The 25,097-nt window shown below is 41.2% G+C and carries 22 protein-coding genes and 1 pseudogene; 16 read left to right on the top strand and 7 right to left on the bottom strand.

From position 1 onward, the window contains the following. Positions 1 to 3 precede the first annotated feature (3 nt). Together OCV48_RS04605 and OCV48_RS04600 are read right to left on the bottom strand one after the other, a co-directional pair. Positions 4 to 336 carry a type II toxin-antitoxin system RelE/ParE family toxin gene (locus OCV48_RS04605; RefSeq protein WP_015560996.1) on the bottom strand — a complete coding sequence of 111 codons (333 nt, stop codon included), beginning with the start codon at positions 334 to 336 and terminating at the stop codon, positions 4 to 6. Beyond that, positions 333 to 596 (bottom strand): type II toxin-antitoxin system prevent-host-death family antitoxin, encoded by a 264-nt coding sequence (locus tag OCV48_RS04600; RefSeq protein WP_014081285.1) that lies wholly within the window; start codon positions 594 to 596, stop codon positions 333 to 335. Before OCV48_RS04600 ends, OCV48_RS04605 begins: the two co-directional genes overlap by 4 nt. 185 nt (positions 597 to 781) lie before the next feature. Between OCV48_RS04600 and OCV48_RS04595 the strand changes: the two genes are divergently transcribed. From OCV48_RS04595 to OCV48_RS13960, 15 genes and pseudogenes are all read left to right on the top strand, one after another. Further along, positions 782 to 3,160 carry a VirB4-like conjugal transfer ATPase, CD1110 family gene (locus OCV48_RS04595; RefSeq protein ID WP_008116395.1) on the top strand — a complete coding sequence of 793 codons (2,379 nt, stop codon included), beginning with the start codon at positions 782 to 784 and terminating at the stop codon, positions 3,158 to 3,160. Positions 3,161 to 3,235: 75 nt separating this feature from the next. Beyond that, positions 3,236 to 5,182 carry a C40 family peptidase gene (locus tag OCV48_RS04590; protein ID WP_394803235.1) on the top strand — a complete coding sequence of 649 codons (1,947 nt, stop codon included), beginning with the start codon at positions 3,236 to 3,238 and terminating at the stop codon, positions 5,180 to 5,182. A 47-nt stretch (positions 5,183 to 5,229) separates the two neighbouring features. Then, positions 5,230 to 6,120: a hypothetical protein gene (locus OCV48_RS04585; protein ID WP_006859557.1), complete on the top strand. Its 891-nt coding sequence runs from the start codon at positions 5,230 to 5,232 to the stop codon at positions 6,118 to 6,120. Positions 6,121 to 6,149: 29 nt separating this feature from the next. Next, complete coding sequence (locus OCV48_RS04580; protein ID WP_005602909.1) at positions 6,150 to 6,368, top strand: DpnD/PcfM family protein; 219 nt, start codon at positions 6,150 to 6,152, stop codon at positions 6,366 to 6,368. Then, positions 6,365 to 6,733, top strand: a complete 369-nt coding sequence (locus OCV48_RS04575; protein ID WP_005602908.1) for a hypothetical protein — start codon at positions 6,365 to 6,367, stop codon at positions 6,731 to 6,733. The genes OCV48_RS04580 and OCV48_RS04575 overlap by 4 nt, the downstream gene beginning before the upstream one ends. Before the next feature lie 726 nt (positions 6,734 to 7,459). Next, positions 7,460 to 7,891 (top strand): TnpV protein, encoded by a 432-nt coding sequence (locus tag OCV48_RS04570; RefSeq protein WP_306723541.1) that lies wholly within the window; start codon positions 7,460 to 7,462, stop codon positions 7,889 to 7,891. Positions 7,892 to 8,046: 155 nt separating this feature from the next. Beyond that, positions 8,047 to 14,193 (top strand): helicase-related protein, encoded by a 6,147-nt coding sequence (locus OCV48_RS13965; protein ID WP_306769665.1) that lies wholly within the window; start codon positions 8,047 to 8,049, stop codon positions 14,191 to 14,193. A gap of 12 nt (positions 14,194 to 14,205) precedes the next feature. Continuing rightward, on the top strand, positions 14,206 to 14,547 hold the full coding sequence (locus tag OCV48_RS04560; RefSeq protein WP_005602906.1) for a hypothetical protein: 342 nt from the start codon (positions 14,206 to 14,208) through the stop codon (positions 14,545 to 14,547). A gap of 11 nt (positions 14,548 to 14,558) precedes the next feature. Beyond that, the gene (locus OCV48_RS04555; protein WP_005602905.1) at positions 14,559 to 14,948 is read left to right on the top strand and encodes a hypothetical protein; all 390 of its coding nucleotides are present in this window, start codon (positions 14,559 to 14,561) and stop codon (positions 14,946 to 14,948) included. Positions 14,949 to 14,966: 18 nt separating this feature from the next. Beyond that, entirely contained in the window at positions 14,967 to 15,650 is a 684-nt protein-coding gene (locus tag OCV48_RS04550) for a SpoVG family protein (RefSeq protein WP_005602904.1), read from the top strand. Between the two features lie 51 nt (positions 15,651 to 15,701). Then, positions 15,702 to 16,598 carry a DUF6674 family protein gene (locus OCV48_RS04545; RefSeq protein ID WP_005602903.1) on the top strand — a complete coding sequence of 299 codons (897 nt, stop codon included), beginning with the start codon at positions 15,702 to 15,704 and terminating at the stop codon, positions 16,596 to 16,598. A gap of 210 nt (positions 16,599 to 16,808) precedes the next feature. Beyond that, the gene (locus OCV48_RS04540; RefSeq protein ID WP_172704798.1) at positions 16,809 to 16,958 is read left to right on the top strand and encodes a hypothetical protein; all 150 of its coding nucleotides are present in this window, start codon (positions 16,809 to 16,811) and stop codon (positions 16,956 to 16,958) included. Positions 16,959 to 17,075: 117 nt separating this feature from the next. Next, a complete protein-coding gene (locus tag OCV48_RS04535) occupies positions 17,076 to 18,782 on the top strand; it encodes a methyl-accepting chemotaxis protein (RefSeq protein WP_242648057.1) in 1,707 nt (568 codons plus the stop codon). A 37-nt stretch (positions 18,783 to 18,819) separates the two neighbouring features. Beyond that, positions 18,820 to 19,125 carry a hypothetical protein gene (locus OCV48_RS04530; protein WP_015568725.1) on the top strand — a complete coding sequence of 102 codons (306 nt, stop codon included), beginning with the start codon at positions 18,820 to 18,822 and terminating at the stop codon, positions 19,123 to 19,125. Between the two features lie 88 nt (positions 19,126 to 19,213). After that, a pseudogene (locus tag OCV48_RS13960) lies at positions 19,214 to 19,590 on the top strand (DUF6483 family protein). A gap of 437 nt (positions 19,591 to 20,027) precedes the next feature. Here the strand turns inward: OCV48_RS13960 and OCV48_RS04515 are convergent. From OCV48_RS04515 to OCV48_RS04495, 5 genes are all read right to left on the bottom strand, one after another. Continuing rightward, complete coding sequence (locus OCV48_RS04515; RefSeq protein ID WP_005602883.1) at positions 20,028 to 20,552, bottom strand: hypothetical protein; 525 nt, start codon at positions 20,550 to 20,552, stop codon at positions 20,028 to 20,030. A 283-nt stretch (positions 20,553 to 20,835) separates the two neighbouring features. After that, the gene (locus OCV48_RS04510) at positions 20,836 to 21,267 is read right to left on the bottom strand and encodes a hypothetical protein (protein ID WP_005602881.1); all 432 of its coding nucleotides are present in this window, start codon (positions 21,265 to 21,267) and stop codon (positions 20,836 to 20,838) included. 137 nt (positions 21,268 to 21,404) lie between these two features. Further along, positions 21,405 to 22,016 (bottom strand): GNAT family N-acetyltransferase, encoded by a 612-nt coding sequence (locus tag OCV48_RS04505; protein ID WP_005602880.1) that lies wholly within the window; start codon positions 22,014 to 22,016, stop codon positions 21,405 to 21,407. A gap of 48 nt (positions 22,017 to 22,064) precedes the next feature. Beyond that, complete coding sequence (locus OCV48_RS04500) at positions 22,065 to 22,997, bottom strand: DUF4367 domain-containing protein (RefSeq protein ID WP_015561001.1); 933 nt, start codon at positions 22,995 to 22,997, stop codon at positions 22,065 to 22,067. A gap of 4 nt (positions 22,998 to 23,001) precedes the next feature. Beyond that, positions 23,002 to 23,535: an RNA polymerase sigma factor gene (locus tag OCV48_RS04495; RefSeq protein WP_015561002.1), complete on the bottom strand. Its 534-nt coding sequence runs from the start codon at positions 23,533 to 23,535 to the stop codon at positions 23,002 to 23,004. Between the two features lie 441 nt (positions 23,536 to 23,976). Between OCV48_RS04495 and OCV48_RS04490 the strand changes: the two genes are divergently transcribed. Continuing rightward, positions 23,977 to 25,086 carry a hypothetical protein gene (locus OCV48_RS04490; RefSeq protein WP_005602877.1) on the top strand — a complete coding sequence of 370 codons (1,110 nt, stop codon included), beginning with the start codon at positions 23,977 to 23,979 and terminating at the stop codon, positions 25,084 to 25,086. Positions 25,087 to 25,097 lie beyond the last annotated feature (11 nt).

The following is a 25,097-nucleotide window of genomic DNA, read 5'->3' as shown; positions in this document are numbered from 1 at the left end:
TCCTTAAATGAGGGAAAATCCCTGTCGAAGAATGGAAGTCCAGTTACTTTTCTGATAGAGAAATCGGACTATGATTACAGTCTGCTTTTCTTCATCAATCGTATAAAAGGCAAGGTAATTATTGATTATCACAAAACGAATGCCCCAGCTTGCCAGTACCGGATCATCTACCAGACGGAACTTCTGTGGCAGGTCGGCTAGTGAGCTTATCTGCTCAGTCGCAGCATCTAACAGATTATCTGCGGCATCAGGATTTTTGAGGGTAAATTCGATGTAATCCGCAGCACGCATAATATCGTGTTCTGCGGTGGAAGTGATATGAACCTGATAGCTCATCGACTGCGGCGGCTTCTGATATCAGCCATAGCTTCGGAAAATGGTCTGGTGTTGCCTGTGGCAATATCGTCCATTCCTTCCTTGATCTGGCTGTAAAGTTCAAAGCGGCTGGTCAGTTCTTCGTAGGCTTCAATGCTCATAACGGCAAGGTCGCCTTTTCCATTCTTCGTGATGAAAACTGGTTCAGGATAATTATGACAAAATGTAGAAATTTCATTGTAATTATTCCTTAAATCAGCACTTGATTTGATTGCTGGCATAAAAACACCTCCTTATTTGATAACAAAATTATACACAAATTTTGTTATGAAGTCAATGGATATACCATTAGTGTTAGCAGGATAAACACAACTATTCATATGTATCTGACCGTGAGGTCGGGAACAAGCCCGTTGGGTGATGTTCCCGGCGGGCTTTCACAGATAAGAAAGCGAGGTTAGAGACAATGGGTTTATTTACGGACGGATTTAAGCTCTTGAAAAAGGCAAGTGAGCCTTTGTACAAGACACCGAAATCCATTCAGGAAACCATAGAGATTATGGCGGTGGCTGAAAACGGTATTTTTGAAGTAAGCAGGAATAAGTATTCCAAGTGTTACCGCTTTCAGGACATCAATTACACAACGGCAACGGAGGATGAGCAGATCGGCATTTTTGAAAGATACTGCAAATTCTTAAATTCGCTGGACTGTAATTATAAGATTACGATTAACAATAAGAACAAAAATATGGAGGATCTCCGTGATAAGGTTCTTATTACAGAAAAAAACGATGGCTTCAATAATTACCGAAGAATCTACAATGACATTATTGAGGAGAAGATTATTGAGGGCAGACAGGGGATTGAACAGGAAAGATACCTGACGATCACGATTGAGAGAAAGAACTTTGAGGAGGCAAAGGCACAGTTTGCCACACTTGAGGCAACAATACACAAGGCTTTCATTGAGCTTGGGGCGGAGATTGTGCCGCTTAATGGCAATGAAAGGCTGAAAGTGCTCTATGACTATTACCATCTTGGCGATGAGGGCAGTTTTGATTTTGATATCAAAAAGGCAAAGAAGGTCGGAGCAGATTTTAAGAATGATTTATGTAATGGTATGGTGAAATATTTCCCAGACCATTTTGAGGACGAGAGTAAATACTGCAAGGCACTTTTCATTAAGAAGTATCCCAGCAGTTTATCTGACAGATTTATCAATGAGATTACTTCCCTTCCGGTACACTCCATTACCAGTATTGATGTAGTGCCTGTGCCAAAGGATTTGACCACAAAGGTGCTTCAGAAGAAATATCTTGGTATTGAGTCGGATATTATCAAACAGCAGAGAGTCCGTAATAAGAACAATGACTTCTCCACAGAAATCTCTTATGCAAAGAGAACGGAGAAAAAAGAGATTGAGGCAATTATGGATGATGTTCGTGAGAATGACCAGTGTCTTTTCTTTGTAGGAGTTACCATTATCCTTATGGCAGAAAGTAAGAAGGAGCTTGAGAGTGTCTGCGAAACAGTAGAAACAATCGGAAAACGTAACAGTTGTACGATTGATACACACTACTTAAAGCAGAGGGAAGCACTCAACACGGCACTTCCGATTGGTGTAAGACAGGTGGAAACAATGCGTACCCTTCTTACCCAGTCGCTTGCGGTGCTTATGCCGTTCAATGTGCAGGAACTGAATGACAGCACAGGTAATTATTACGGTATCAACCAGATCAGTAAGAATGTAAATATCGGTAACAGAAAGAAGCTCATCAACGGAAATGGCTTTGTATTCGGAGTGCCGGGTTCTGGCAAATCATTCTTCTGTAAGATGGAAATGGGTAGCGTATTTTTATCGGGGGATGATGAGATTATCGTCATTGATCCGATGAACGAATATTTTGATATTGCACAGACTTATGGCGGAACCGTGGTAAATATGTCCACATACACGGACAACTATGTAAATCCGCTTGAGATGGATGTGTGGAGTCTTGATCCGAATGATTCAAAGGGAATGATAAGGGAAAAAGGGGAATTTATGCTTGGTCTTTGTGAGCAGTGTATCGGGGACAGCTTAAATTCCAGACAGAAATCAATCATTGACCGCTGTGTGAGAAAGATGTATATCGACATCGCAAGGGGCAGGGAAAAGTATATTCCGGTAATGAGTGACTTCTACGATATCCTTATGGAACAGCCGGAGGACGAAGCAAAGGATATCGCATTGTCTTTGGAACTTTTTGTAAATGGTTCCCTCAATATCTTTAACCACCAGACAAATGTTGATGTAGATAACCGATTCACAGTATATGGTATCAGGGACTTAGGCACGGAGCTTAGTCCTATCACAATGCTTGTTATGATGGAGTCTATTCAAAACAGAATTGTAGAAAACGGGCAAAAAGGCAAGGCAACCTGGCTCTATATTGATGAGTTCCATGTCCTGCTTAATTCGGAGTATTCTGCAAAATATTTACAGCAGCTCTGGAAGAAGGTGAGGAAACAAGGTGGACTGTGCACGGGTATCACCCAGAACGTCGTGGACCTTTTACAGAACTACACCGCCACTACAATGCTTGCAAACTCTGAGTTTGTTGCACTCTTAAAGCAGGCGAATACAGACAGTTCCAAGATGGCAGAGGTTATCGGTGTATCAGAGGCACAGCTTCGTTTCGTAACCAATACTGCATCGGGAATGGGACTTATCAAGTGTGGTTCCGTGGTAATTCCGTTTGATAATCAGATCAGCAAGGACACTGACCTTTACAGACTGTATAACACCAATATCCACGAAAAGATTGCGGAGCAGAAGAAAAGGGAGGCAAAATTTGCTGATTAGAATTGCAATGTATCAGCCATTTGGACTAAGTTCCGGATGGCTACTTTTTACCTTTTTTAAGGATACAGAAAGAAGGTGGGAACATTGAAGATAAAAAAAGTGGATGACAAGCCTATGGTCATTCACACTAAGAAAAAAGCTAAGATTCATATGCATGAACCGAAGAAAGCTAAAATTAAGGGCAGTAACATTTACACTGTACAGCGTGGTCCGAAAATTGCTAGTGCAAAGATAAATGATACAGGTAAAAAGAAGTCTTATCGTAAGAGTACCATTCATCAGGCAGAGAAGAAAGAAAAGGAACCTTCAAAATTTAAGAGAAATATACGGGAGTCCAATACTTCTATCAAGACGAAGAATACCAATCTTCATATAGCAGGAAGAACGGGAGCACTTGCGACTGGAGCAGTTACAGAGCAGGTGGAAGGCGGGCAGGAAGTGTCACAGGCAGCTTATCTTGCATATGAAGCAAGCCGTCCGGTTACGGGAACTGCTTCAAGGGGAGCGTCACTTTTCAGAAAGAAAGCGGCAGCCGAAGCAAAGAGGCGTATCAAGAAGGTAGAAACAGGAAAGAAGCTGGCAAAAAAGATGGGAAAGAAAGCTGCCAGTGATACGGCAAAAAAGGTTGCCGGTGACACGACAAAGACAGCAGCGAAAGAAACTGCCAAGAACACTGCAAAAGAAACTGCCAAAACTACGACAAAAGCGGCAACCACAGCGGCAGGTACAGCGGTTGCACCGGGAGCAGGTACAGCAGTCGGCATGGCGGCAGGCTATGCCACGGGTGTATCTATTGAGGCGAAGGATGTGAAAGCAGCGAACCGTAGCAGAAAGATTAAATTTTTTCTGGATAAGATGAAAGAACAGGAAAATCAGACGGACAGTGTTGTAAAACTGGTAAAAGATCTGATTGTAAAAAAGGCAGTTCTCTGGATAAAGGCGGCAGCTCCGATTATCGGACTTGTACTTTTTCTGTTGGTTCTTTTAGTGGTAATCGTTGCAGTTCCGGTTATTGCTGTGATAGCGATTCTTTATAATTCACCATTTGTCTTATTTTTACCGCCGCTGGAGTCAGGAGATACAGTGCAGACAGTTACAAGTGCTTATGTGTCTGAATTTAACCGTGATGTGAATACCAAAGTGAATGAACATACCGGATATGACTTTGGCGAACTGGTGTATGTAGATTATGAGGGAATGGATGAAAATCCAAGTAACTACTACGACATTATGGCGGTCTACATGGTCAAGTATGGTGTAGGCGATACTGCAACAATTATGAATGATATATCAAAGGGGTGGTTGCAGACTGTAGTAAATGATATGTGTTCTTATACTACAAGTAGTGGAACAAAAGATGTGGAGGAAACAGACGCAGATGGCAATGTAACAACTGTTACGAAGTCGGTACTGTATGTAAATGTTACGCTCAAATCATACAGAGATATGATTTCCGTTTATGGATTTGATTCTGATCAGGTAGAAATGCTTGAGCAGATCATGAGTCCTGAGTTTATGGGACAGCTTGGATATGCTGGAAGTGGAAGCGGTGGAGGCGGTGGAAGCCCCGGAGTAAGTTCCATGACAGAGGATGAAATAAATGCAATCCTCAGTGGTATTACAGATAGCAGGCAGAAAGCAGTCTGCTCTTATGCCCTTCACAGAGTGGGTTATCCTTACAGTCAGGAATTAAGAGATAGTGGCAATTATTATGATTGCAGTTCACTTGCGTATTATTCATGGAAGGATGCAGGTGTGAATATCAGTTATGGAGGAGCAACTACAGCAGCGGCAGAAGCACAGGGACTTGATGAAGCAGGAAAGACCGTATCTTATGATGAAATGCAGCCTGGTGATCTTATCTTTTACAGTTTCACAAACAACGGAAGATATAAGAATATCAGCCATGTGGCAGTATATGTCGGCAATGGAAAGGTGGTAGAAGCCCTGAATGAAAGAGTTGGCGTAGTTTACCGTGATGTGGCAAGTGTCGGAAAGATTGTAGTAATTGGCAGACCATAGAAAATTGGCAGAGAGGGCGAAAGTCCTCTCTGGGACAGGAGGTAAGAATGGATTTAAAGGATATGATTCTTGTAATGGAGAATTATAAGGGAACAGAAAGAAATATGCTTATGACTTTGGAAGATTATAAGAAGTTCGTTGCCATTGATGATATGTCAGAGCTTGCAGATCAGATGCTGCTTCTTGGAAGAACGCTTGCGGAAGGTTTTACAGAGTATTACAGGGCAGCAAATGTTACAGTTTTTGCAAAATTCTGTAGAGATGATGTGGAACTGGGACGCTTTTTGCAAGGATATTATAACGATTCAAAGAAATTTTACTTTGATAAGGCAACAAGTTCCCCAGAGTGTATTACAAAGATGGATGAGATTGGAATGACGGATAGAGGCTGGATAGATGACTTTATCCTGCATTATGAAAAATGCGACAGGACATTTGAAAGAGGGCAGACATTTCATAATTTTAATGACCACGATTATATGGTACTGGAAGCATTATCTCCACGCAATCTTGTGGTAATGGATATGAAAAGCGGCTCTCTCACGATTGCTCTTGGAGCAACAGAGTATAAGCGATATCCGAAAGACGAGGAGCCAACTAAGGATAACACAACGATCGGGGTATCGTGGGAGCACGGGATTTATCTTGGTTCCACACTTTCGCAGACCAACTTTAAGGCATATAAAAGAGAATACGGGACACCTGAAAAGATAAAAGATGTTTATGATTACAGGGCGAAACTCAAGCAGAAGTTTTATTTTTATCAGGATTTGTCAAAGGATGATGATATTCCAAAAAATATGCAGAATGATTTCCTGCACCAGATGTATAAGGAATTTGGAACGATAGAGGAGGAATATTTTTATGACAGGCTTGAAGATGGAAAGTATGATGAAGGTTTTAAGGAAAGACAGGTAAAAGAAAAAAAGAGCCGATGAGGAAAAATGGAATTGGAGGCTGATATCGAATGGAAAAAGAATTTGATATTGAGATAAAAGAAGTTCTCTCAAGGGTAGAGACAGTAAAGGCAGAGTCACTTGACGATGCCATAAACAAGGCAATGGATATGTATTATTCAGAACAGATAGTCCTTGATGCGGAGGATATGAAGGGAGTTGATTTTTCGCCATACAGCGAAGAACAGCTCCCTTCTTCATTAAAGGAAAATGGAGGAAAGACACGATGAAAAATGAGCAGACAGCAGTTATTAAGGATATGGAATTTTTATTAAACGAACTTCATAAGGAATGGGAAAGACCGGGAGAGGTAAAATCGTCTGTCAGTATTCCATATGAGAAAGTTGAGGAAATCAGCAGAAAGCTGAATGTGATTGTCTATGAGACACAGCAGTCGGCTGACAGCGACGGACTTGCCTTTAAGCAGAGCATAGCCAAGTCAAAGCAGTGTTATGTGCTTCTCAGGATTATGCGAAAGATTGTAAAAGGAAAGGGCAAATGTGATAGACAGGCGGTTGATGCAGAATTTGTGATTGAGCTTGACGGGGAGGAGTCAAAGCTCTTTAAGGAAATGTTTGCAGAATTACTGAAGTAAAAGGAGGGTGACACATGAGTGTTGATATGAAGGTCAAAGCGATATATGATTCAGAAATCAGCAACATCACCCGTTCTGAAAAGAACTGGAAAGATGTATTAAAAGTTGCTGGTCAGTTATATCGCTATGAATTTGATAATATCGTTATGGTAACAGCTCAGAGATCACCGGAGAAAAGTACCCTTATGGCAGATTATGACACTTGGAAGAAAGTGGGAAGATATGTAAAGCGTGGAGCAAAGGGCTGTGCTATCTTCCCCTCAAGGGCACTTAATCCCCGTATGAGATATATTTTCGATATCAGTGATACAGGCGGAAAGAATGTGAAGCTGACTTGGGATCTGGAGGGGGAAAACCTGAAAAGTTATGCAGACTTTCTGGTATCGGAAGGACAGATGGAGCGGTATAAAAGCGATGACAGGGAATCACTAAAAAATACGCTAAAACAGTTTACAGGAACAAATGTTTGGAATATAATAAAAGAGGAGTTCGGGGATAGAATGTCCGAACTAATGCAGCTATCAGGTAGTGTGATAAAGGAATTCAACGAAAAACGCAAGGGCTTACAGCAGGATAGCGATATGGAGCAGTTAGTATATTCCAGTGTTATGTATGCTGTAGGGACGAGATGTGGATTTGACTTATCTGTGCAAGAACAGGATTTCAGTCAGATTGTAAATATCAAAGATGAGGAGATAGTTTACCGTCTTGGTTCCCTTGTATGCGATGTCTCCTGTAGTGTTCTTAGAGAATTTAGTAGGAATTTACAAACGATTGAGAGCGAAAGGAGAATATCATATGTTAGAAGCAATGACTTACAAGGAAGTGGACGGACTGCTGTATCCGGAGCTGACAATGCCGGACGAGACAGAGGATTTAACGAAGCTGGGCAGATACGGGAGAATGGCAATGAAGTATCTTCTGGAGAACGAACCGGCAAGGTACAAGACACTGATGAGATTCGGGAAGATGTACGAGAAGATGTCGGCAGTAGAGGAGGAAGCAAACCAGCTTTACGATCAGTTGGAGGAACAGTATCTAATGAAGCACAAGCCACAGAATCCGTCATCGACAATGGAGATGTGGAAGATAAGAGAGCAGGCGAAGATGCAGGCAGAGGAAGTAGTGCTCCACCAGATCGTGATGAAGTTTCATTAGAAACACAGGAAGAATTAAATAGAGAGCTTGATGAGATTAACTCATTGGGTGTCAGTAAGGAAGCCGAATATACACAGGCTTCCTTTTTTTTCGACCAAAACGGGCAGGCAAGTTTTGGTGTGAAGCAGCCGGAGAAAACCAGACACAATGAATTTATGCGTCAGTTCGAGGAGGATAAAAAGGCTGCCCTTGCCAGAAAATATAATTACCTTAATCCAAAGAAAGCAGAGAGTGTACCAAGTGAGTATGTAAAAGAGATACTTATGAAAGGAACTGGCTTTGTCGGTGGAAAAGGCAGGGTGTGTGAAATCTATCAGACAGAGATAGACGCAGGAACCAGAGCAAAGCGTATCAAGGCAGAATATGGTCAGGGGGGTGCAAGCTGGCCGCTTGACGGTCTAGGCTTGCACGGGTATGACACATTTCACGGTTCGGGACTTCGTATCCAATGGAAAGATGAAGATGGAGAAGTAGAAGGATACGTTTCGTGGAAGAATGTCGAAAAGGAAATCGGTGTACTTATCCTTACCGGAGAATACCAGTCGGAGACACCTCGTATTGATGAGCTTGCAATGGACGGACTTCGTGAAGATGATGAAGTCATTGACGCAGAGTACCGTGAAGTTGATACGCAGGAGGAGAAATCAGAAATTGATGATTATGCTATTCCTGATGAGCCTGACAGTTATGCTGTAAACAGAAAGGCGGCTGAGTTACGGTATATCAAGCCGATTGATTATGCTGACCGTGTAGCTGCAATGGATAAAGATTTAAGAGATGCCATTGAGATACTTGTGTCAGAATGTAGCTGTTACACACCATTCCGTGCTTTCCTTATGGATGTGGTGCAATCGGATTTTGCATTTATGCCAAATAAGCTGGAACTGATCTGTGAGATAGCGATGGGAAATGTTCAGGGTGAGAGAAAGGCATATTGCAATAATCAGTATGGACTCACAGAATACACTTTAAGCAGTGCAGATGTGAAAGTAAGCTACAAAAACAGAAATGGAGAGAGGGCAGGGGATACCGTATCATGGCGTGAGGTATATGAAATCTTATCCTATATGGTAAAACAGCCATTTTACTGTGGAGAGGACCAGAAGGCAATCTATCAGACCATAAAAAATAAGATTGACAGGGAAAAGATGAATCCTGTTTACCGCAAGTTCTTTGATATTGAGGACAGTGTGAGAGAAAGCCGTCTTAAAACCAGAGAACGGGCGATTGCATATGGCTTGAATACCAAGATTGACACGGATGGTCGTATAATTTCTGATGAGGATAAGAATGTATCGGCAGATATTCCACAGAAGGATACCGAACCACAGGAGGCTGCCCCTGAAACACCTGCACAGGAAGTATTACCGCCAGTGGAAGGTCTGCGTGGAAAAGAAAAAACACAAGACCAGACAAAACTCAATTTCCATTATAACCTGTGGGAAACAGAAAAGGGTGGTGCAAAGACCAGATACCAGTGGAACATTGATGCAATCTGTACACTAAAGCAGATTGAAGCAGAAAACAGACTTGCAACACAGGAGGAGCAGACTGTTTTATCAAAGTTTGTCGGCTGGGGAGGCTTGTCACAGGCATTTGATGAGAATAATGCTGCGTGGAGCAAAGAGTATGCAGAACTGAAAGAGCTTCTTTCCGATGAGGAATACAGTGCGGCAAGAGCAACTGTAAATAATGCCTTTTACACTTCGCCGGAGATTGCAACGTGTATCAATTCAGCCCTTGTGCAGTTTGGGTTTAAAGGCGGAAATGTCTTGGAGCCGTCTATGGGTATCGGTAATTTCTTCGGAAGTATGCCAGCACCAATGCAGCAAAGCAGGCTGTACGGAGTGGAGTTGGACAGCATATCGGGAAGAATAGCAAAACAGCTTTACCAGAATGCCAATATCAGTATTACAGGATTTGAAAACACCACATATCCGGATAACTTCTTTGATGTTGTTATGGGAAATGTGCCATTTGGAGATTATAAGATATTCGATCCAAAGTACAACAAGTATAACTTCCGTATTCACGATTATTTTCTGGCAAAAGCACTCGATCAGGCAAGACCGGGAGGTATGGTTGCAGTGATTACCACAAAGGGAACACTGGATAAGAGCAATCCGACTATACGAAAGTATCTGGCTGAGAGGGCAGAACTTGTGGGAGCAATCCGACTTCCGAATACTGCATTTAAGGATAATGCAGGAACTGAGGTGACTGCGGACATTCTTTTTTTACAGAAAAGAGAGCGAAAAATTGATATAGAGCCTGACTGGGTACATCTTGGTGTCACAGGTGATGGCATAGCAGTCAATTCCTATTTTGCAGAGCACCCGGAGATGATGCTTGGTACAATGCAGTATGATACAAGGATGTTCGGACAGGACAGCAAATATACCGTCTGTGTGAATAATGATGAGAACTTCAATCTGTATGAAGCACTCAATAAGGCAATCAGTAACATCAAAGCACAGATGACAGATTTTGAGAGACTGGCAGATAATGAGGAACAGACAGAGGAAGTCATTCCCGCTGATCCGGATGTCAGAAATTATACTTACACATTCTTTGAAGGAAAACTTTACTACAGGGAAAATTCAGAGATGGTAAGGCAGAAAGTATCACCGACAGCGGAGGGGCGTATTAAGAGCCTTGATGAAATCAGACAGATAACAAGAGAGCTGATTGATATCCAGATGGAGGGCTGTAGTGATGAGGAGCTTGCAGACAAACAGCAGCTTTTGAATGTAAAATATGATAAATTCGTTGGAAAGTATGGAGCAATCACTTCCAAAGCAAACCGTACAGCGTTCAGGGATGACAGCGATTATCCGCTTCTTTGCAGTCTGGAAGAAGTAAATGAGGACGGGGAGGTGAAGAAGGCTGATATGTTTTATAAGCAGACGATTAAAGCAAAGTCCGTGGTGGACAGGGTAGAAACTGCAGTTGAGGCTCTTAATGTATCGGTCAATGAGTTTGGATATGTAAATATTCCTTATATGCTCTCCATTTATGAAACAGACAGGGATACTCTCATAAAGGAACTCGATGGAATTATATTTCTTAATCCTGACCGTTACAATGAAAATAACCCGGACGCAGGCTGGGAGACAGCAGACGAATATCTGTCGGGAAATGTAAGGGATAAGCTGCGTGTTGCAAAGGCAATGGCGGCGGATACCGATAATCCGCAGGCAGAAAGATTTGCCGCCAATGCCGCAGCCCTAGAGGAAGTTCAGCCGGAATGGATTGAAGCCTCGGATATTGATGTAAAGATTGGTACAACTTGGATTGAGCCGCTTGATTATGAGCAGTTTATCTATGAGCTGCTTAATACACCAAAGAGGGCAAGGGCAATCAGAACAGAGTATTATAATTCCGGTATTCAGGTACACTTGAATAAAATGAGTATGGAATGGTTCATTGAAAATAAAAGTATGGATAAACATTCCGTGGCTGCAACGAAAACTTATGGTACAAGCAGAATGGACGCTTATTCTATTTTTGAGGATACCCTGAACTTAAAAACAGTCACTGTCAGGGACAGGATTGATGACGGTGATGGCAAGTACCATTATGAAGTCAATAAGAATGAGACAATGCTTGCAAGGGAAAAGCAGAATATGATCAAGGAGAAGTTCAAGGAATGGCTGTTTGCAGAACCGGAACGCCGACAGAAGTATGTGGAATATTATAATGAAACCTTCAATAATATCCGCCTGCGTGAGTATGACGGAAGCCATTTGCAATTTCCAGGAATGAACCCTGAGATTGAATTAAAACCGCACCAGAAAAATGCGGTGGCACGAATCCTTATGGGAGGAAATACCCTGCTTGCCCACTGCGTCGGAGCCGGAAAGTCGTTTGAAATGATGGCTGCGTGTATGGAACAGAAAAGACTCGGACTTTCCAATAAGACAATTATGGTAGTGCCAAAGCCGCTTATCGGGCAGACGGCAAGTGAATTTTTAAGGCTTTACCCGTCAGCAAACATCTTGGTTGCAACGGAGCGTGATTTTGAAAAGAGCCGAAGAAAGCAGTTTGTGTCAAGGATTGCGACAGGCGATTATGACTGCATCATTATGTCGCACTCGCAATTTGAAAAAATTCCAATTTCGGCAGAGAGAAAGGAGCGAATGCTTAATGAACAGATAAATGAGATCACCTATGCGATTGATGATATGAAGGAGCGGAACGGGGAACGCTGGACCGTAAAGCAGATGGAAAGCCAGAAGAAAAAGCTGGAGGAACAGCTTAAATCCCTGACCGATGAGAGCAGGAAAGATGACCTCATTACCTTTGAGGAGCTGGGTGTTGACTCTATTATGGTAGACGAAGCACACAATTTTAAGAACCTCGCCACATTTTCAAAGATGAATAATGTGTCGGGAATCAGCAGTAGTGGGGCTAAAAAGTCAACGGATATGCAGCTTAAATGCCAGTATTTATCAGAGATAAATGATGGCAGGGGAATTGTATTTGCAACAGGTACACCGATAAGCAACACAATGTGTGAGATGTATGTTATGCAGCTTTATTTGCAGAAATCGGCACTTGAGGAGATGGGAATTCATCATTTCGACTCGTGGGCGGCTAACTTTGGAGAAGTAACAACGGCACTGGAGCTTACGGTTGAGGGCAGTGGTTTCCGTTTCAAGAGCAGGTTCAATAAGTTTACCAATCTGCCGGAGCTTATGAACATCTTCCGTGAGGTTGCCGATGTGCAGACAGCGGATATGCTTGACCTTGATGTGCCAGCTCTGCGTGGCGGCAAGCCTATCATCGTGGAGTCGGAGCCGGACTGGTATGTGAAGCAGGTAATGGAAGAATTTGTTGTAAGGGCAGAAAGGATAAGGGGCGGGGGTGTTGATCCAAGTGTTGACAACTTCTTAAAGATTACGCACGAAGCAAGACTTCTTGGAACAGACGCAAGACTGATTGATAAGGACGCACCGAACAACCCGGACGGAAAGCTCAATAAGGTAGCGGAAAATGTCTGGAAAGAATATGTAAAAGGAAATGCTGATGGTCATATAGGCTGTCAGCTTATTTTTTCGGATATTGGAACACCGGGACCGGACAAGGACTTTACGATTTATGATTATCTGAAGGAGTCACTTATCCAATATGGTATCCCTGCGGAGGAGATAGCATTTATTCACGATGCAAAAACAGACGCACAGAGGGATGCACTCTTTAAGGAAATGAGGACAGGTAAGAAAAAAGTCCTTATCGGTTCGACAGATAAGTGCGGAACCGGAGTTAATGTACAGACACACCTTGTTGCAATGCACCATGTCGATTGCCCGTGGAAGCCTTCTTCCATTGAACAGAGGGAAGGCAGAGGTATCCGACAGGGAAATAAAAACGATGAGGTGGCAATCTACCGATATGTTACAAAACAAACCTTTGATGCATACAACTGGTCACTTGTGGAAAACAAGCAGCGTTTCATCAGTCAGGTTATGACAAGCAAGGCAGTGAGCCGAAGCTGTGAGGACATTGATGAGGCAACACTTTCTTATGCGGAGATTAAGGCGGTTGCGACAGGCAACCCTTTAATCAGGGAAAAGATGGAGGTTGACAATGATGTCCAGAGATTAAAGCTCTTAAAAGCGTCGTATGATAATCAGAGATACGGATTGCAGGATAATTTTATGATCAAATATCCAAAACTCATCAAAACTGCGACAGAAAAACTTGCCAATGTAAGGGAGGATATAAAGGCAAGGGATAAGGAATTGATTGATAACCCGGACTTTGCCATTACCATAGGCAATGCAACTTATACAGAGCGAGTGGATGGTGGAACCGTAATGCTTGAAGCAATCAGCAAATGTAAGACAGGCGAAACCACTCCAGTCGGTAAGTTCCACGGCTTTGAGCTTTTGGTGGAAAAGAATTTCCTCAGTATCAACTATATGGTGCTTCGTGGAAAGACGGAATACAAGGCAGAACTTTCCACAAGTCCGGTGGGAAGTATGGTAAAGCTGGAGAACCTGTTCAACGGACTTCATGAAAATGTTGATTTTCTGGAAAAGAAGATTGAACAGTACCAGAATGACCTTGAGGCTTCAAAGGCGGAGTATGATAAGCCGTTTGCATATAGTGCAGAACTGGAAGAAAAACTTGCAAGGCAGTATGAATTAAATGCCCAGCTTGACCTTGAGAACGCAAAGGCTATGGATGCAGATCTTGGCGGACCGGACGAAGAAAAGTCTGAGGACAGAATAGAAAATGCGGGTATTGTTGCAGAGGATAAGGGAATCTATATGCCAGACAGAAACAGGAAAAGATAGGAGTGAAACTCTATGAGCATAAGGAAAGTGGTCGCAGGACTACTGATTACAGCAGGGATTGCCATTATGGCAGTCTCTTTTTTCTGGTGTACAACCGGAGAGAGAAACACGAACCAGCTCATAAATGAATTTGAGCAGACATTGGAGGAGAAGCAGGATGAAAGGTCAGAGGTTGAGAAAGAGCAAACCACCGTTAGTAAAGAGGAGAAAGCCATTCTTAAAGAAGGCAGTATCATCGGCATTATTGAGATACCGGGAATAGATATCAGATACCCGGTAATGGAAGAAACCGGAAGTGAAATGCTGAATGCCGGGACAGGGAACAATGCGTTTTATTGTCAGGTGCAGATATAAGGAGGCGGCAGATGAATAAGAGATACCGACTGGGGGAGATAGAAGAAGCAGTATCGGAAATGGAGGAGCTGATCGACACTCAGGATGATATTGCAGAGATTGATGATGACTTTCAGATTGTCGTAAGCGGCTGGTCTGTGTATGTCGAAAGGCTGAATCTGACACTCAGACAGGGAGTTGCCTGTATCTGGGATACGGAGGCAGGATTATTTATGCCTGATTTTGATGTGACTATCGTGTATGAGGGAAACATCGAAACACAGGAATGGCTCTACTATGAGCAGGACGGAATGGTTGTTACACTTGGCAACTGGTTAAATGGCAGATTGTCTTGTGAACAGATAGAACAGCTTTGGTGTGAGCTTATCATACCAGAAAACAATGATAATTCAGAAGTATAAGAAAGAGAGGAACAGCGTATGAAGTATTCAATTAAGGTAAACGAGGTAAGAGCAAAAGATGGCAGCAATATCAAGGGTTTTGCGACCGTGGTATTTGGTGATTCATTCAAGATTACCAATATCGCAATCCTTGAAAATAAGGAAAAGGGAGAGCTTTTTGTATCAATGCCAAGATACCGTTCAAATGAGCGTGATGAGAAAAACAGCGTGATTTATAAGGATGTATGCAATCCTATCACGGCAGAGTTTCGTGAGGAACTCTATACTAATATCCTTGAGGCTTATGCAAAAATCAGGGAGCCGGAGAAAGCAGAAACACAGACACAGGGAAAAACTCAGGAAATGCCGGAGTTTTCCGTGACGGTAACACCTTATGAAAGGGAAGGCAGTAATATCAAGGGACTTGCCCGTATTTACTTTGAAAACAGCTTCATTGTAAATAATGTAAACATCCTTCAGGGCAAAGAGAAAATCTTTGTATCAATGCCTTCTTATAAAACAAAGCAGGTGGACGAGCACGGCAAACCGATTTATCAGGATGTCTGCTATCCGGTCACAAAGGATTTCAGGGAGAAGCTCTATAATGAGATTATTGCAGAATATGAGAAAGCAAAGGATAAGAGCAACGAAAAAGCAAGGGAGAATGCCGAACAGAACCACGGAAATCCCGACAGGGATAAAAAGGATACACCCTTTCGATAATTAAGGCTAAGGGGCGGCATATGCTGCCCTGTTTATAAGGAGGAAAAGCAGATGGAAGCAGAAAAGACACTTACTAATGAGGAGATCATAAGAGAACTTCTCGATTTATTAAAAAAGAATACTATGAAAGAACAGGCAAATGATGTATTTGAGATATGCACCTATGTGGATGGTCTGGAAAAAAAGATTGTGTCTATGACAGAAGAACTTACCAGTATGCAGGACCAGATCAAGAAAATGCAGGAAGATACCCTTATCAATAATGCAAAAAAAGCATTAACAGAAGCACAGGAGCGACTCAATGCCAGATGTGAGCAGATAAAGTCACAGGTATCTGAGATAAAAGTACAGGTAAAATCTACTGCCAAGAATATTGTTGATGAAACAAAGGCAAAGGGCAGGGCGGCACTTTACAGGGTGACAGAATTTGTAGGAATTAAGAAAAGACTTCTCAATGTCAGAACAGCGGTAAAAGATATGATTGTATCTACAGACAGGGATATTGCAAGGATAGCACTTCTTGCAAAGGGACTCCGTGAAGCTGGTCAGATCGTAAACAATGCGTTCCATACCTTTGCAGATAAGCCGGAGGTGGATTATTCACAGAAGGAACAGAAACACCCTTTCACAAAGGCGGTGCTTGCCCCTATGAAAGCAGTGAAAAAACTGCTTGTATCAATGGAGCTGCATCTGGATGCCTCGATTGATAAGCTGGATAATCTGGCTATGAATGTGCAGTTTGATAAGGAAAAGCGTATGGAGCAGACAAAGGATAAGGAACAGAAAGCACCGGATACAGAAAGAGAGATCATCTACTCACCGATGGTAGCTGAACCACAGGAGTACAAGTATAATGCAGATGCTTTTGCGGCAAGAAAAACATCGGAGGCAAAGCAGGAAACGGCAGGGAAGGAGCTGCCAAAAGTCAGAGAAGATAAAGCCAGATAAGTTTAGGGGCGTGGGAGTAAAATCCTGCGTCCTTTTTATTTGTTTTAATAGCAGGCAAAAAATGGCGAAAATATAAAAAAATGCAAGAAATGGCGAGTAATTTATCGAGGAATAAGTTATCCTTTGAGTAAGATAGATGGACTGTGGTTATGTATAAAATTTTGCAAGTAACAAATTTTATATGAAAAAACACAGAAAGGGGTTGCATATATGCAGGCTGATACATATAATCTCGACAGACAGACAGACAGACAGACAGACAGACAGACAGACAGACAGACAGACAGACAGGATAAGTCTGTTTTCTTTTGGCATGATCTGATTGTATATGGCACATTTTGGTTATGCGTTAGTGCATAATTGAAATGTGCCTTTTATATTGAAACCACCTTGATGTACGGTCATATATTGACTTGTATATACATATTGATGGGACAACAAAGAACCATTTTATCCATTAGGAAGGAGACAAGACAAATGTTTAAGAAACTTAACAAAATGAAGATTGGTGCACGACTGAAAAAATCTTTCAGACAGATTATTCTCATTTTTGGAATATTATCAGCACTGGTTGTAGTGATTATGCTTTATACGATAAACAACTATGGAACGATACTGGATAATTATGCGTATCCACAGGGAGACATTGCTATGGCAATGAATGAATCAGCGGAAGTAAGGGCTGCCTCAAGAGGTATTGTAGGTTATGATTCAGATAGTCTCATTGAAAGTATGAAAGAACAGCATGAACAGGCTGTTAAATCGTTTGAGGAATATTTGGAAAAAATACGCCCAACAATGATAACAAAAGAGGGAACTGCCTGCATGGACGCTATTGATAAAGCATGGGCAGAGTATAAGGAAGTGGATGCAAAAGTAATTGAGGTCGGTGCAACGACTGATACTGCGAAATCATTACAGGCTCAGCAGATGATGACCGATGAAGCAGCACCAAAGTATCAGGCGTTGGATGATGCTTTACAGAAACTTATGGCTTTGAATATTTCACTTGGAAACGCTAAACGTGCACAGTTGAGAACGGTTATGATAGCTGCATTGACAATTATAATAATTGTAATTGCAGTATCAACGATTTATTCAAACAGTCTTTCCGTTGCAATATCAAAGAGCATTGAAAAACCATTAAATGAATTAAAGGACAGATTTATTACATTTGCAGAGGGTGACATAGATTCTCCACTTCCAACGGTTGAGTCTGAGGATGAAATTAAGGAACTTGTATCTGGTGTATCTGCAATGTCAGACAGAATTAGAGTTATAATTAAAGATTCTGGCAGAATGTTAAATGAAATGTCAGAAGGTAATTTTGCGATTGATACAGAGTGTGAGGAAGTATATACAGGAGCATTTACCGATTTGCTGACAGGCATAAGAAAAATGAATGAGGAGATTGATACAACTGTAAGAGGGGTAGATGATGCATCGGGGCAGGTTCTTACAGGTTCCACAAACCTTGCAGAAGCGGCACAGTCTTTAGCAGAAGGCGCAACGGATCAGGCGGCATCGGTTGAGGAAATGCAGGCAACTATCAATGAACTTACAAGCGGAATAAAAACAACAGCAGAAGAATTAGGAACAGCTTACGATGAAGCCTATAAGTATGCGGAGATTGCAGAAGGCAGTCGTGGAGATATGGAAGTATTAGTGCAGGCTATGTCACGCATAAATGAAACCTCTGAGAAGATAGGAGCAATTATCACACAGATTGAAGATATTGCAAGCCAGACAAATCTTCTTTCATTAAATGCTTCGATTGAGGCAGCAAGAGCTGGAGAAGCCGGAAAAGGTTTTGCTGTTGTTGCGGATCAGATCAGAAACCTTGCAGAACAGAGTGCAAAATCAGCGGTGGATTCAAAAGCACTTATTGAAGCGGCTATTCATGAGGTTGGAGATGGAAATATGTATGCAGAGAAAGCCTCAACTTCATTGAGAGAAGTTGTGGATGGCATACAGGCGATTGCAGACAGTGCGAAAAAGATAAAAGAAATTTCCATTGAACAGGCAGACAGTATGGAACAGGTAGAGGCAACCGCAGAAAGAATTGCTGAAGTTGTTCAGAATAATTCGGCTGCGGCACAGGAAACATCAGCGACGAGTGAAGAACTTACAGCTCAGGCTACAACACTTAGCGGTATGGTTTCGGTATTTAAATTAAGACAATAAGAATTCCCGAAACAAATAATTGATGGAGGAATATATTATGATAGGTTTTAGTATAATGATGTGGTTTAGTTCTGCTCTTCTCATATTTTTTAGTATTTCTCTGTTAAAAGGAAATTACTCTTCTGTTCATGGTAAAGTATTTGAAACCACAAATGACAAAAATGGATATGCGAAAGCATTAGGAAAGCCTGTTTTGTTGATAGGAATTTGTGTTTTGTTATCTGGAGTAATTGCAGTTGTATTACCGAAAGATTATGCCATTTCTATTGCGGTTGTGTTTATATTATTTATAGCTGTTGTCGCTGGGATATGGTTGTATAAGATTCAAAAGAGATTTTCGTAAATTTCAGTTTTATAAGTCGACTTATATTTACAATACAGTTAGTTTATATGTCCCAAACAATTAGAATGGCATTTAAGGAGATGGAAAAATGAATTTTACCGATGAGAAAGATTACATCATGCGAATGATAAAAGAAATGGTTAGAGTATTATTTTCATTAGCCTTTGGGAAAGAGTATGTTTCTGTTGAACTTGAAAAAGAAAACAAGTATGAAGTATCGGGAAAAAATTTCTTGATATGATTGATTTAGGAAAAATTAACGAAGCAGAGAACATACTTTTAGATAGCATTGACTATACAAACAATAACGAGGTAATAGAGGTGGCTCTTTTTTATCAGTACCTTAGTGAAAAAGATAATAAGTTTTTGGAAAACAACAATTATACAAAAGAAGAAGTGCTTTCTGGTTTCAAACAATTACTTATGAAGTCGGGATATAGCGATTTGCTTTATTTGCTCAAATGATGAGTAATATTATAAAAATTCACCTTTTTAAAAACGCCCGTATCGGCATTACTGCTGATACGGGCGTAGCCTTTTTCTGCCAGAGGGAAGATTACAAATTTGAGGTCAGATACTATCCTCTCTGAGAATCAGATTGTTCTCGACAGTAATGCTGAAATCGGAGAATAATGATGAGCCTTTGAGAATTGCAAAGGAGCAAGTATCTACGTTTGCACACATTGGTAAATGATTTATTTTTATATCCAATTTTGTACCACGAGAATTAAGCAAACCTTTACACAGGTTTTGCTCTAATTCATTTTTGGGTACACGAAAAGAAATCATCACTTTTCCGGTGTCTAACAGACAGATTTGTGCTTTAAATTCAATTCCTTTGTATTCAAACTCCACATCTGTAAAATGAGGTGGCTTTTCCTCGATAATAAGTACAGACATAATCAATAAGTCAGAGAAGATGATACATCAGGTGCGGTAAAAGAAACTCCTTTAGCATCAATCATAAAACCGCTGAGTGTTGCCGTATTGGTTCCACGCTTTGTTGTTACTCCCATGATGTTGCCAGAAGCACTTCCGTCAAACTCAATATCTCCAAGCAAGTAAAATCCTCCACGATTCGTGGTAACATCTCCTGCAAAAGTCATAAGTCCTTTGGTATAAGAAGTAATGCCCCAATAAATTTGTGAACGGTTAACCCAATAAATGGCTGCTGTTCCTGCATCACCGTATGCTGTTGAATAAGGAATGACTTCCGTTTCTGGATCATAAACAATAGTTTCGCCATCCTCATTGATGTAAAAGTGAACAATAGAAATCTCGGAGTTTGGATCAGGCGCAGGTGCATCATCAGGCAGCCAAGATGGTAATGTTTGCGACGGTGCTCCTTTTGTATCTGCGGCAAAGGCGGTAACACTCATGGAGAGTAGCATAACAACGGATAACAGGACACATAATGCTTTTTTCATAGATTAACTCCTTTCGTTTGGTATCAATGCCCATTGAGAGCATGGAAAATTAGTAGATAAAACCATCGGCAGCGCATAACCTAAACATCGACTATATAAGCTATGCGCTTGTCCTGCTGATTTTAAGTCGCAGCCTCCATAGTGGGCAAGAGAAATAAGCAGACCCACACAAATGCTCCCATAAAGTATTTACCGTTGCCATCGCTTATTTCACCTCCTGTTTTGTGGATTTACTTGTATAACGGACAGACACAGAAAAAGGGACAATCTTTTTCTAAATTTTTTAGACGGTGCGTTCGGTAGAAGTTGCATCAATCTTGTCTACCCCAGTTGTGACAACTACTCTGGTGCGGTATGTAATACCCATTGTGCCGGTGTAAGTTTTGGTAATGCTAACCGATCCAGTTCCATCAATCGACCATGAGGTGACGGGTGTCCAACCATTCCCAACTTTCTTTTCCAGATAGAGGGTACCTACGGATGATGTCGTCGATTTTTTTGGTGAAATGTATACCGACACAGAAATCTGCTTGCCAGAGATTGAGATAGACGGGACAACAACATTGGTGCTTTCCCATCGGGGAGTAATGGTTTGTATCGAACCTGTTTGCGACATACTCTCAGGCGCATTTGATGCCGCCGATGCGGGTACGGCATGAGCGGTCATCAGTAGAGCGGTAGTTAGTGCCAATGTGACAATTTCTTTTTTCTTCATAAATAAAATCCTCCTTGTGCATTATTGGTATCACCCATATAACGCACAAGGAGGAAAAAAGGGACAATGCTTTCGTGTTCCCATAAAACAGTATTTGCAAATGCTCCCGCAATGGGGAAGATTGGGCGCGACTTCGGTCACGCCTTTTCTTTTGCTTCCAAATCATCCAGAGGGATATATACTCCTCTGTTAATTGTCCAATAATCCTTATAAGCGTAACCGTCCATTGTCCCAACCAACAGCTTCGTTGACTTCTTAAATCCTACTCTTTTCATTGCTTCAATTCTTTCAACTGCATAAACAGGAACTTTTGTAATTATTTCCTCGCACTCAAACAAATCAAATGTAGGTGGTACAATAAGATTCATAATTGTAAAAATTTCTTCTGAAGTTTCATATTCACTTTTCAAATCAAGTCTAAGAACACCCACATGATTAAAGTTGTCGTTTGCACTACGATGAAACACTTCAATCGTGCCGATAGCTTCATGCTTTTCTTTGTCAATAATTGTCCACCTGACAAACCATTTGGATGAATAGGAACTAAGCCAAAACTTAATAGCTTGTCTCATTCGATCTTCATTTGGATAATAGAAATTATCTCCATGACAATTATCGCTGTTGAAAAACGGTAGTGCATTTTTATCACTATACACGCTTACAAGATCCTCGGCATCATCAAGTTGCGAAAACCTCAGTAGAAATTTATCATTTTCAAAAGCTGGACAGTTTTCATATACGTCTGACATTTTATTATACCTCCTGAAATTTTGATTTGTTCAGCTAAGATGAGTATATCATTCTGTTGTTATACCAGCGGCAATTTTTATCAGTTCGTCCATATCAATAGAGCCATATATAGAAAAGAAATCGCCATCCCGCTCATAGCAAATATAATTCAAATCATCTTTCTTGAAGTAGTAGCCAATCACACCATCCTTGTCAAACGATTCAATTTCTGTATTTTCTGCGTCGGCGTAAATCCTTGTATCTGATTTACTAAGAAGAATATTAAAATAACTCGATTCGTTGATGGCATATTCATAGGCAAGCATTTCCGGCTGTTCAACCGTATTCTTCAATTCCGCCCCGTCGGGAAGATAGGTAGGCTTATAGCTCTGCAAATCGGGCTTTGTGTTTTCCCCGTCGCTTTGCAGTTCAAAGATACTGTATTTTTCAAATGTCTCGACTATCCACGCAATCACTTTTTCCCTGATCTTTGCATTAGTTACCATAGCCGTTGAGAACAACAGGGTTATGGTAATTGCTGCGACTGCAACAGCTTTGCCGAACCGTCTGAACACAATATGCGTTCGGCTCTTTCCGGTACTACTTACAGCAGCATCCTCTTTTAGCTCCGTGCGTAAATAGTCTTTCATAGCAATTTTACAGGCGCGATTGAGAGAAGCATCCGAAATCACTTGCTCCGAGCTAAGCCCCATGCTTGTAGAAAGTAGTTCACGGTAAAAGCGGAAGCGACCCTTTGCATTTTTCATTTGGAAAAACTTTTCAGTTTCTTGGGGAGATAGCCGGAAGCAGTATCTACTAAATAATAGAACAATTCCCTGATGCGGCAAGTGCAGAATCTTTTCGCTTAATTCTCGGATCTTTGCTTTCGGTAAATCTACACAGGAGTAGGCGTCATTATCGGCGGCAGAGCGAACTTCTATATCCTTTTCAAAGCTGGCATTTGCTGCTTCATGCAGCATGGTTTGCCAATTCATATCCATATCGTCACCTTTCCTCATACAGTTTTTGGAGCTTCTTGACGAGCCGCTGCCCACGTTTTTTTGCGGCATCCTCCGAAATGTTCAGCAATTCACCAATCTCTCTATATCCCATTTCCAGCGTATAGCGAAGATAGATAAAATGCCGATCATCGGGATTAAGCTGATCTATTACCTCAGTCAGCCTATGTACATCTGCATTGTGAATACATTCATCTTCAATATCGTCCGTGTCCTCGTCCGAAATATTGTCCCAGTAATCAATGTGAACACTCTGTTGTAATTGACGTAGTACGTCAATAGAAGCATTTTTCACTATGGTAACGCAGAAAGCGGTCATTTGGGGACAGGGTAAATCAGAAATTTTTTCGATGTTGTCCATGATTTTTATAAATGCAGTGGACACGACATCCTCTGCGGCTTCCTCTGACTTCACAATATTAAACGAAATGCGCTGGAAGTGGATATGATGCTCATGGAATATCCGCTCTACCAGCGCACGTTGTTCATCATTCAAAACACTAAATAGGAGTATCATCATATAAGTTTCCTCATGGATAGCCCTGCAGCCATCCATTCTAAGTGAGCAAGTAAATTTATTCTTGCACATTATGGGTATTCGTTACAGCGTCTGCTTGTTTCAAATTATACCACAAGAATGTTGCGCAGGAAAGTGGCAACCCATTAACAAGGTATGAATCAAAAATAATCAAAAATAATTTCAAAAAAGTTTGTCCCTTTTTTTGATCTTGACCGTTATATGAGTAAAAGGACACGACAGGAGGTGAAATAAGCGATGACACAGGTTACTACTCTGCATAGGATTATGCGCGGGGCTGCTTATTTCTCCTGCCCACTATGGAGGCTGCGACTTAAAATCAGCAGGATAGGCGCATAGTTTATACATGAAATATTGCTATGCGCATATTTAGGAAAGACAAAGCAGGATGTTTTCAGATAATTAAGTGAAAGGAGACTTATAATGAAAAAGATATTAAGTGTTTTGCTTGCTTCTTTATTATTGCTTTCGACAAGTGCCACCGCTTTTGCTATGGAAACTGAGACTAATGCAGATAATTGGTTGGTCAGTGCGAATCAGCATCAAATCATTCATAACGCTAAGATTGCTGCAGAAACAGGTCAAAATGTTACTCTGACAACAAAGATTCTGTCGGATCTAAGTGATAATCATTTTGAACTTGTCGAAGTGGGTGATACAGGATATATGATTTTCGACCCACAATCAGGCAAGTATTTGGAAGAAGCATTAGATTCGCCTTCTCCATATTTGGGACTTTCAGAAAACTTATACTACTTTGGACCCCTTAACTATTATCAACTGTCGGGTGATAAATTTGTTCACACAGTAATTCATAACGAATACGATATGTCTTTTGCTGAATGCCGTTCTTTACAATCTGCATTTGATACGGCATTACAAAACTCTCGTACACAGAAAGATACAGAAGTATTAGCCCTTATGCAAACGAATCTAAATTCGAGGGCAAGTGTTAATAGACTGCAATCTCATTTTTCAGCACGTGCAACAAATAAGTATATTCCAAACTACAAATATATCAAAAATGCAATTTATCCTGCAAACGAGAATAACACCTGTGGATATACAGCAGCGTGTTTGATTTTGAATTACTGGCATAAAGTTAAGGGAAATGTCATTGACAGTTCATTCCTTGATTCTAATGGTAATTTAAAAACTACTGGAAACACTTTGCAAGACAAGTTACTCTCTTATGGAAAATCGAATTCCTCTTGGGGATTAACTATTCGAGATGTCTTAATCGACTATTGCAATGAGTATGGAGTTGCGGCAACTTCAACATACTATGTAACAAATTTCGATATTTTTGCAGAAGTTGGTCGAAACCGTCCAGTAATTGTATTCGGATATTTTCCTGATTCTCCTGGGCAAGTTCAAAGTCGTGGAAAAGTATTTCATGCAGTTACCGCTTATGGAACATCAACAAGCGGGCTTGTTACTAAACTAATTGTCCATTACGGATGGTCTGGTTACAGTCACGTCACATTAGACGGTGGTTTAGTCGGTTCAAGTACACAGTTTGTATTAAATTAAAAAAGGAAGTT

The organism is Bovifimicola ammoniilytica, assembly GCF_025567085.1.
GTDB lineage: Bacteria > Bacillota > Clostridia > Lachnospirales > Lachnospiraceae > Bovifimicola > Bovifimicola ammoniilytica.
Note: the sequence above shows the minus strand (reverse complement) of the source record. Positions and strands in the feature narration are given on the sequence as shown.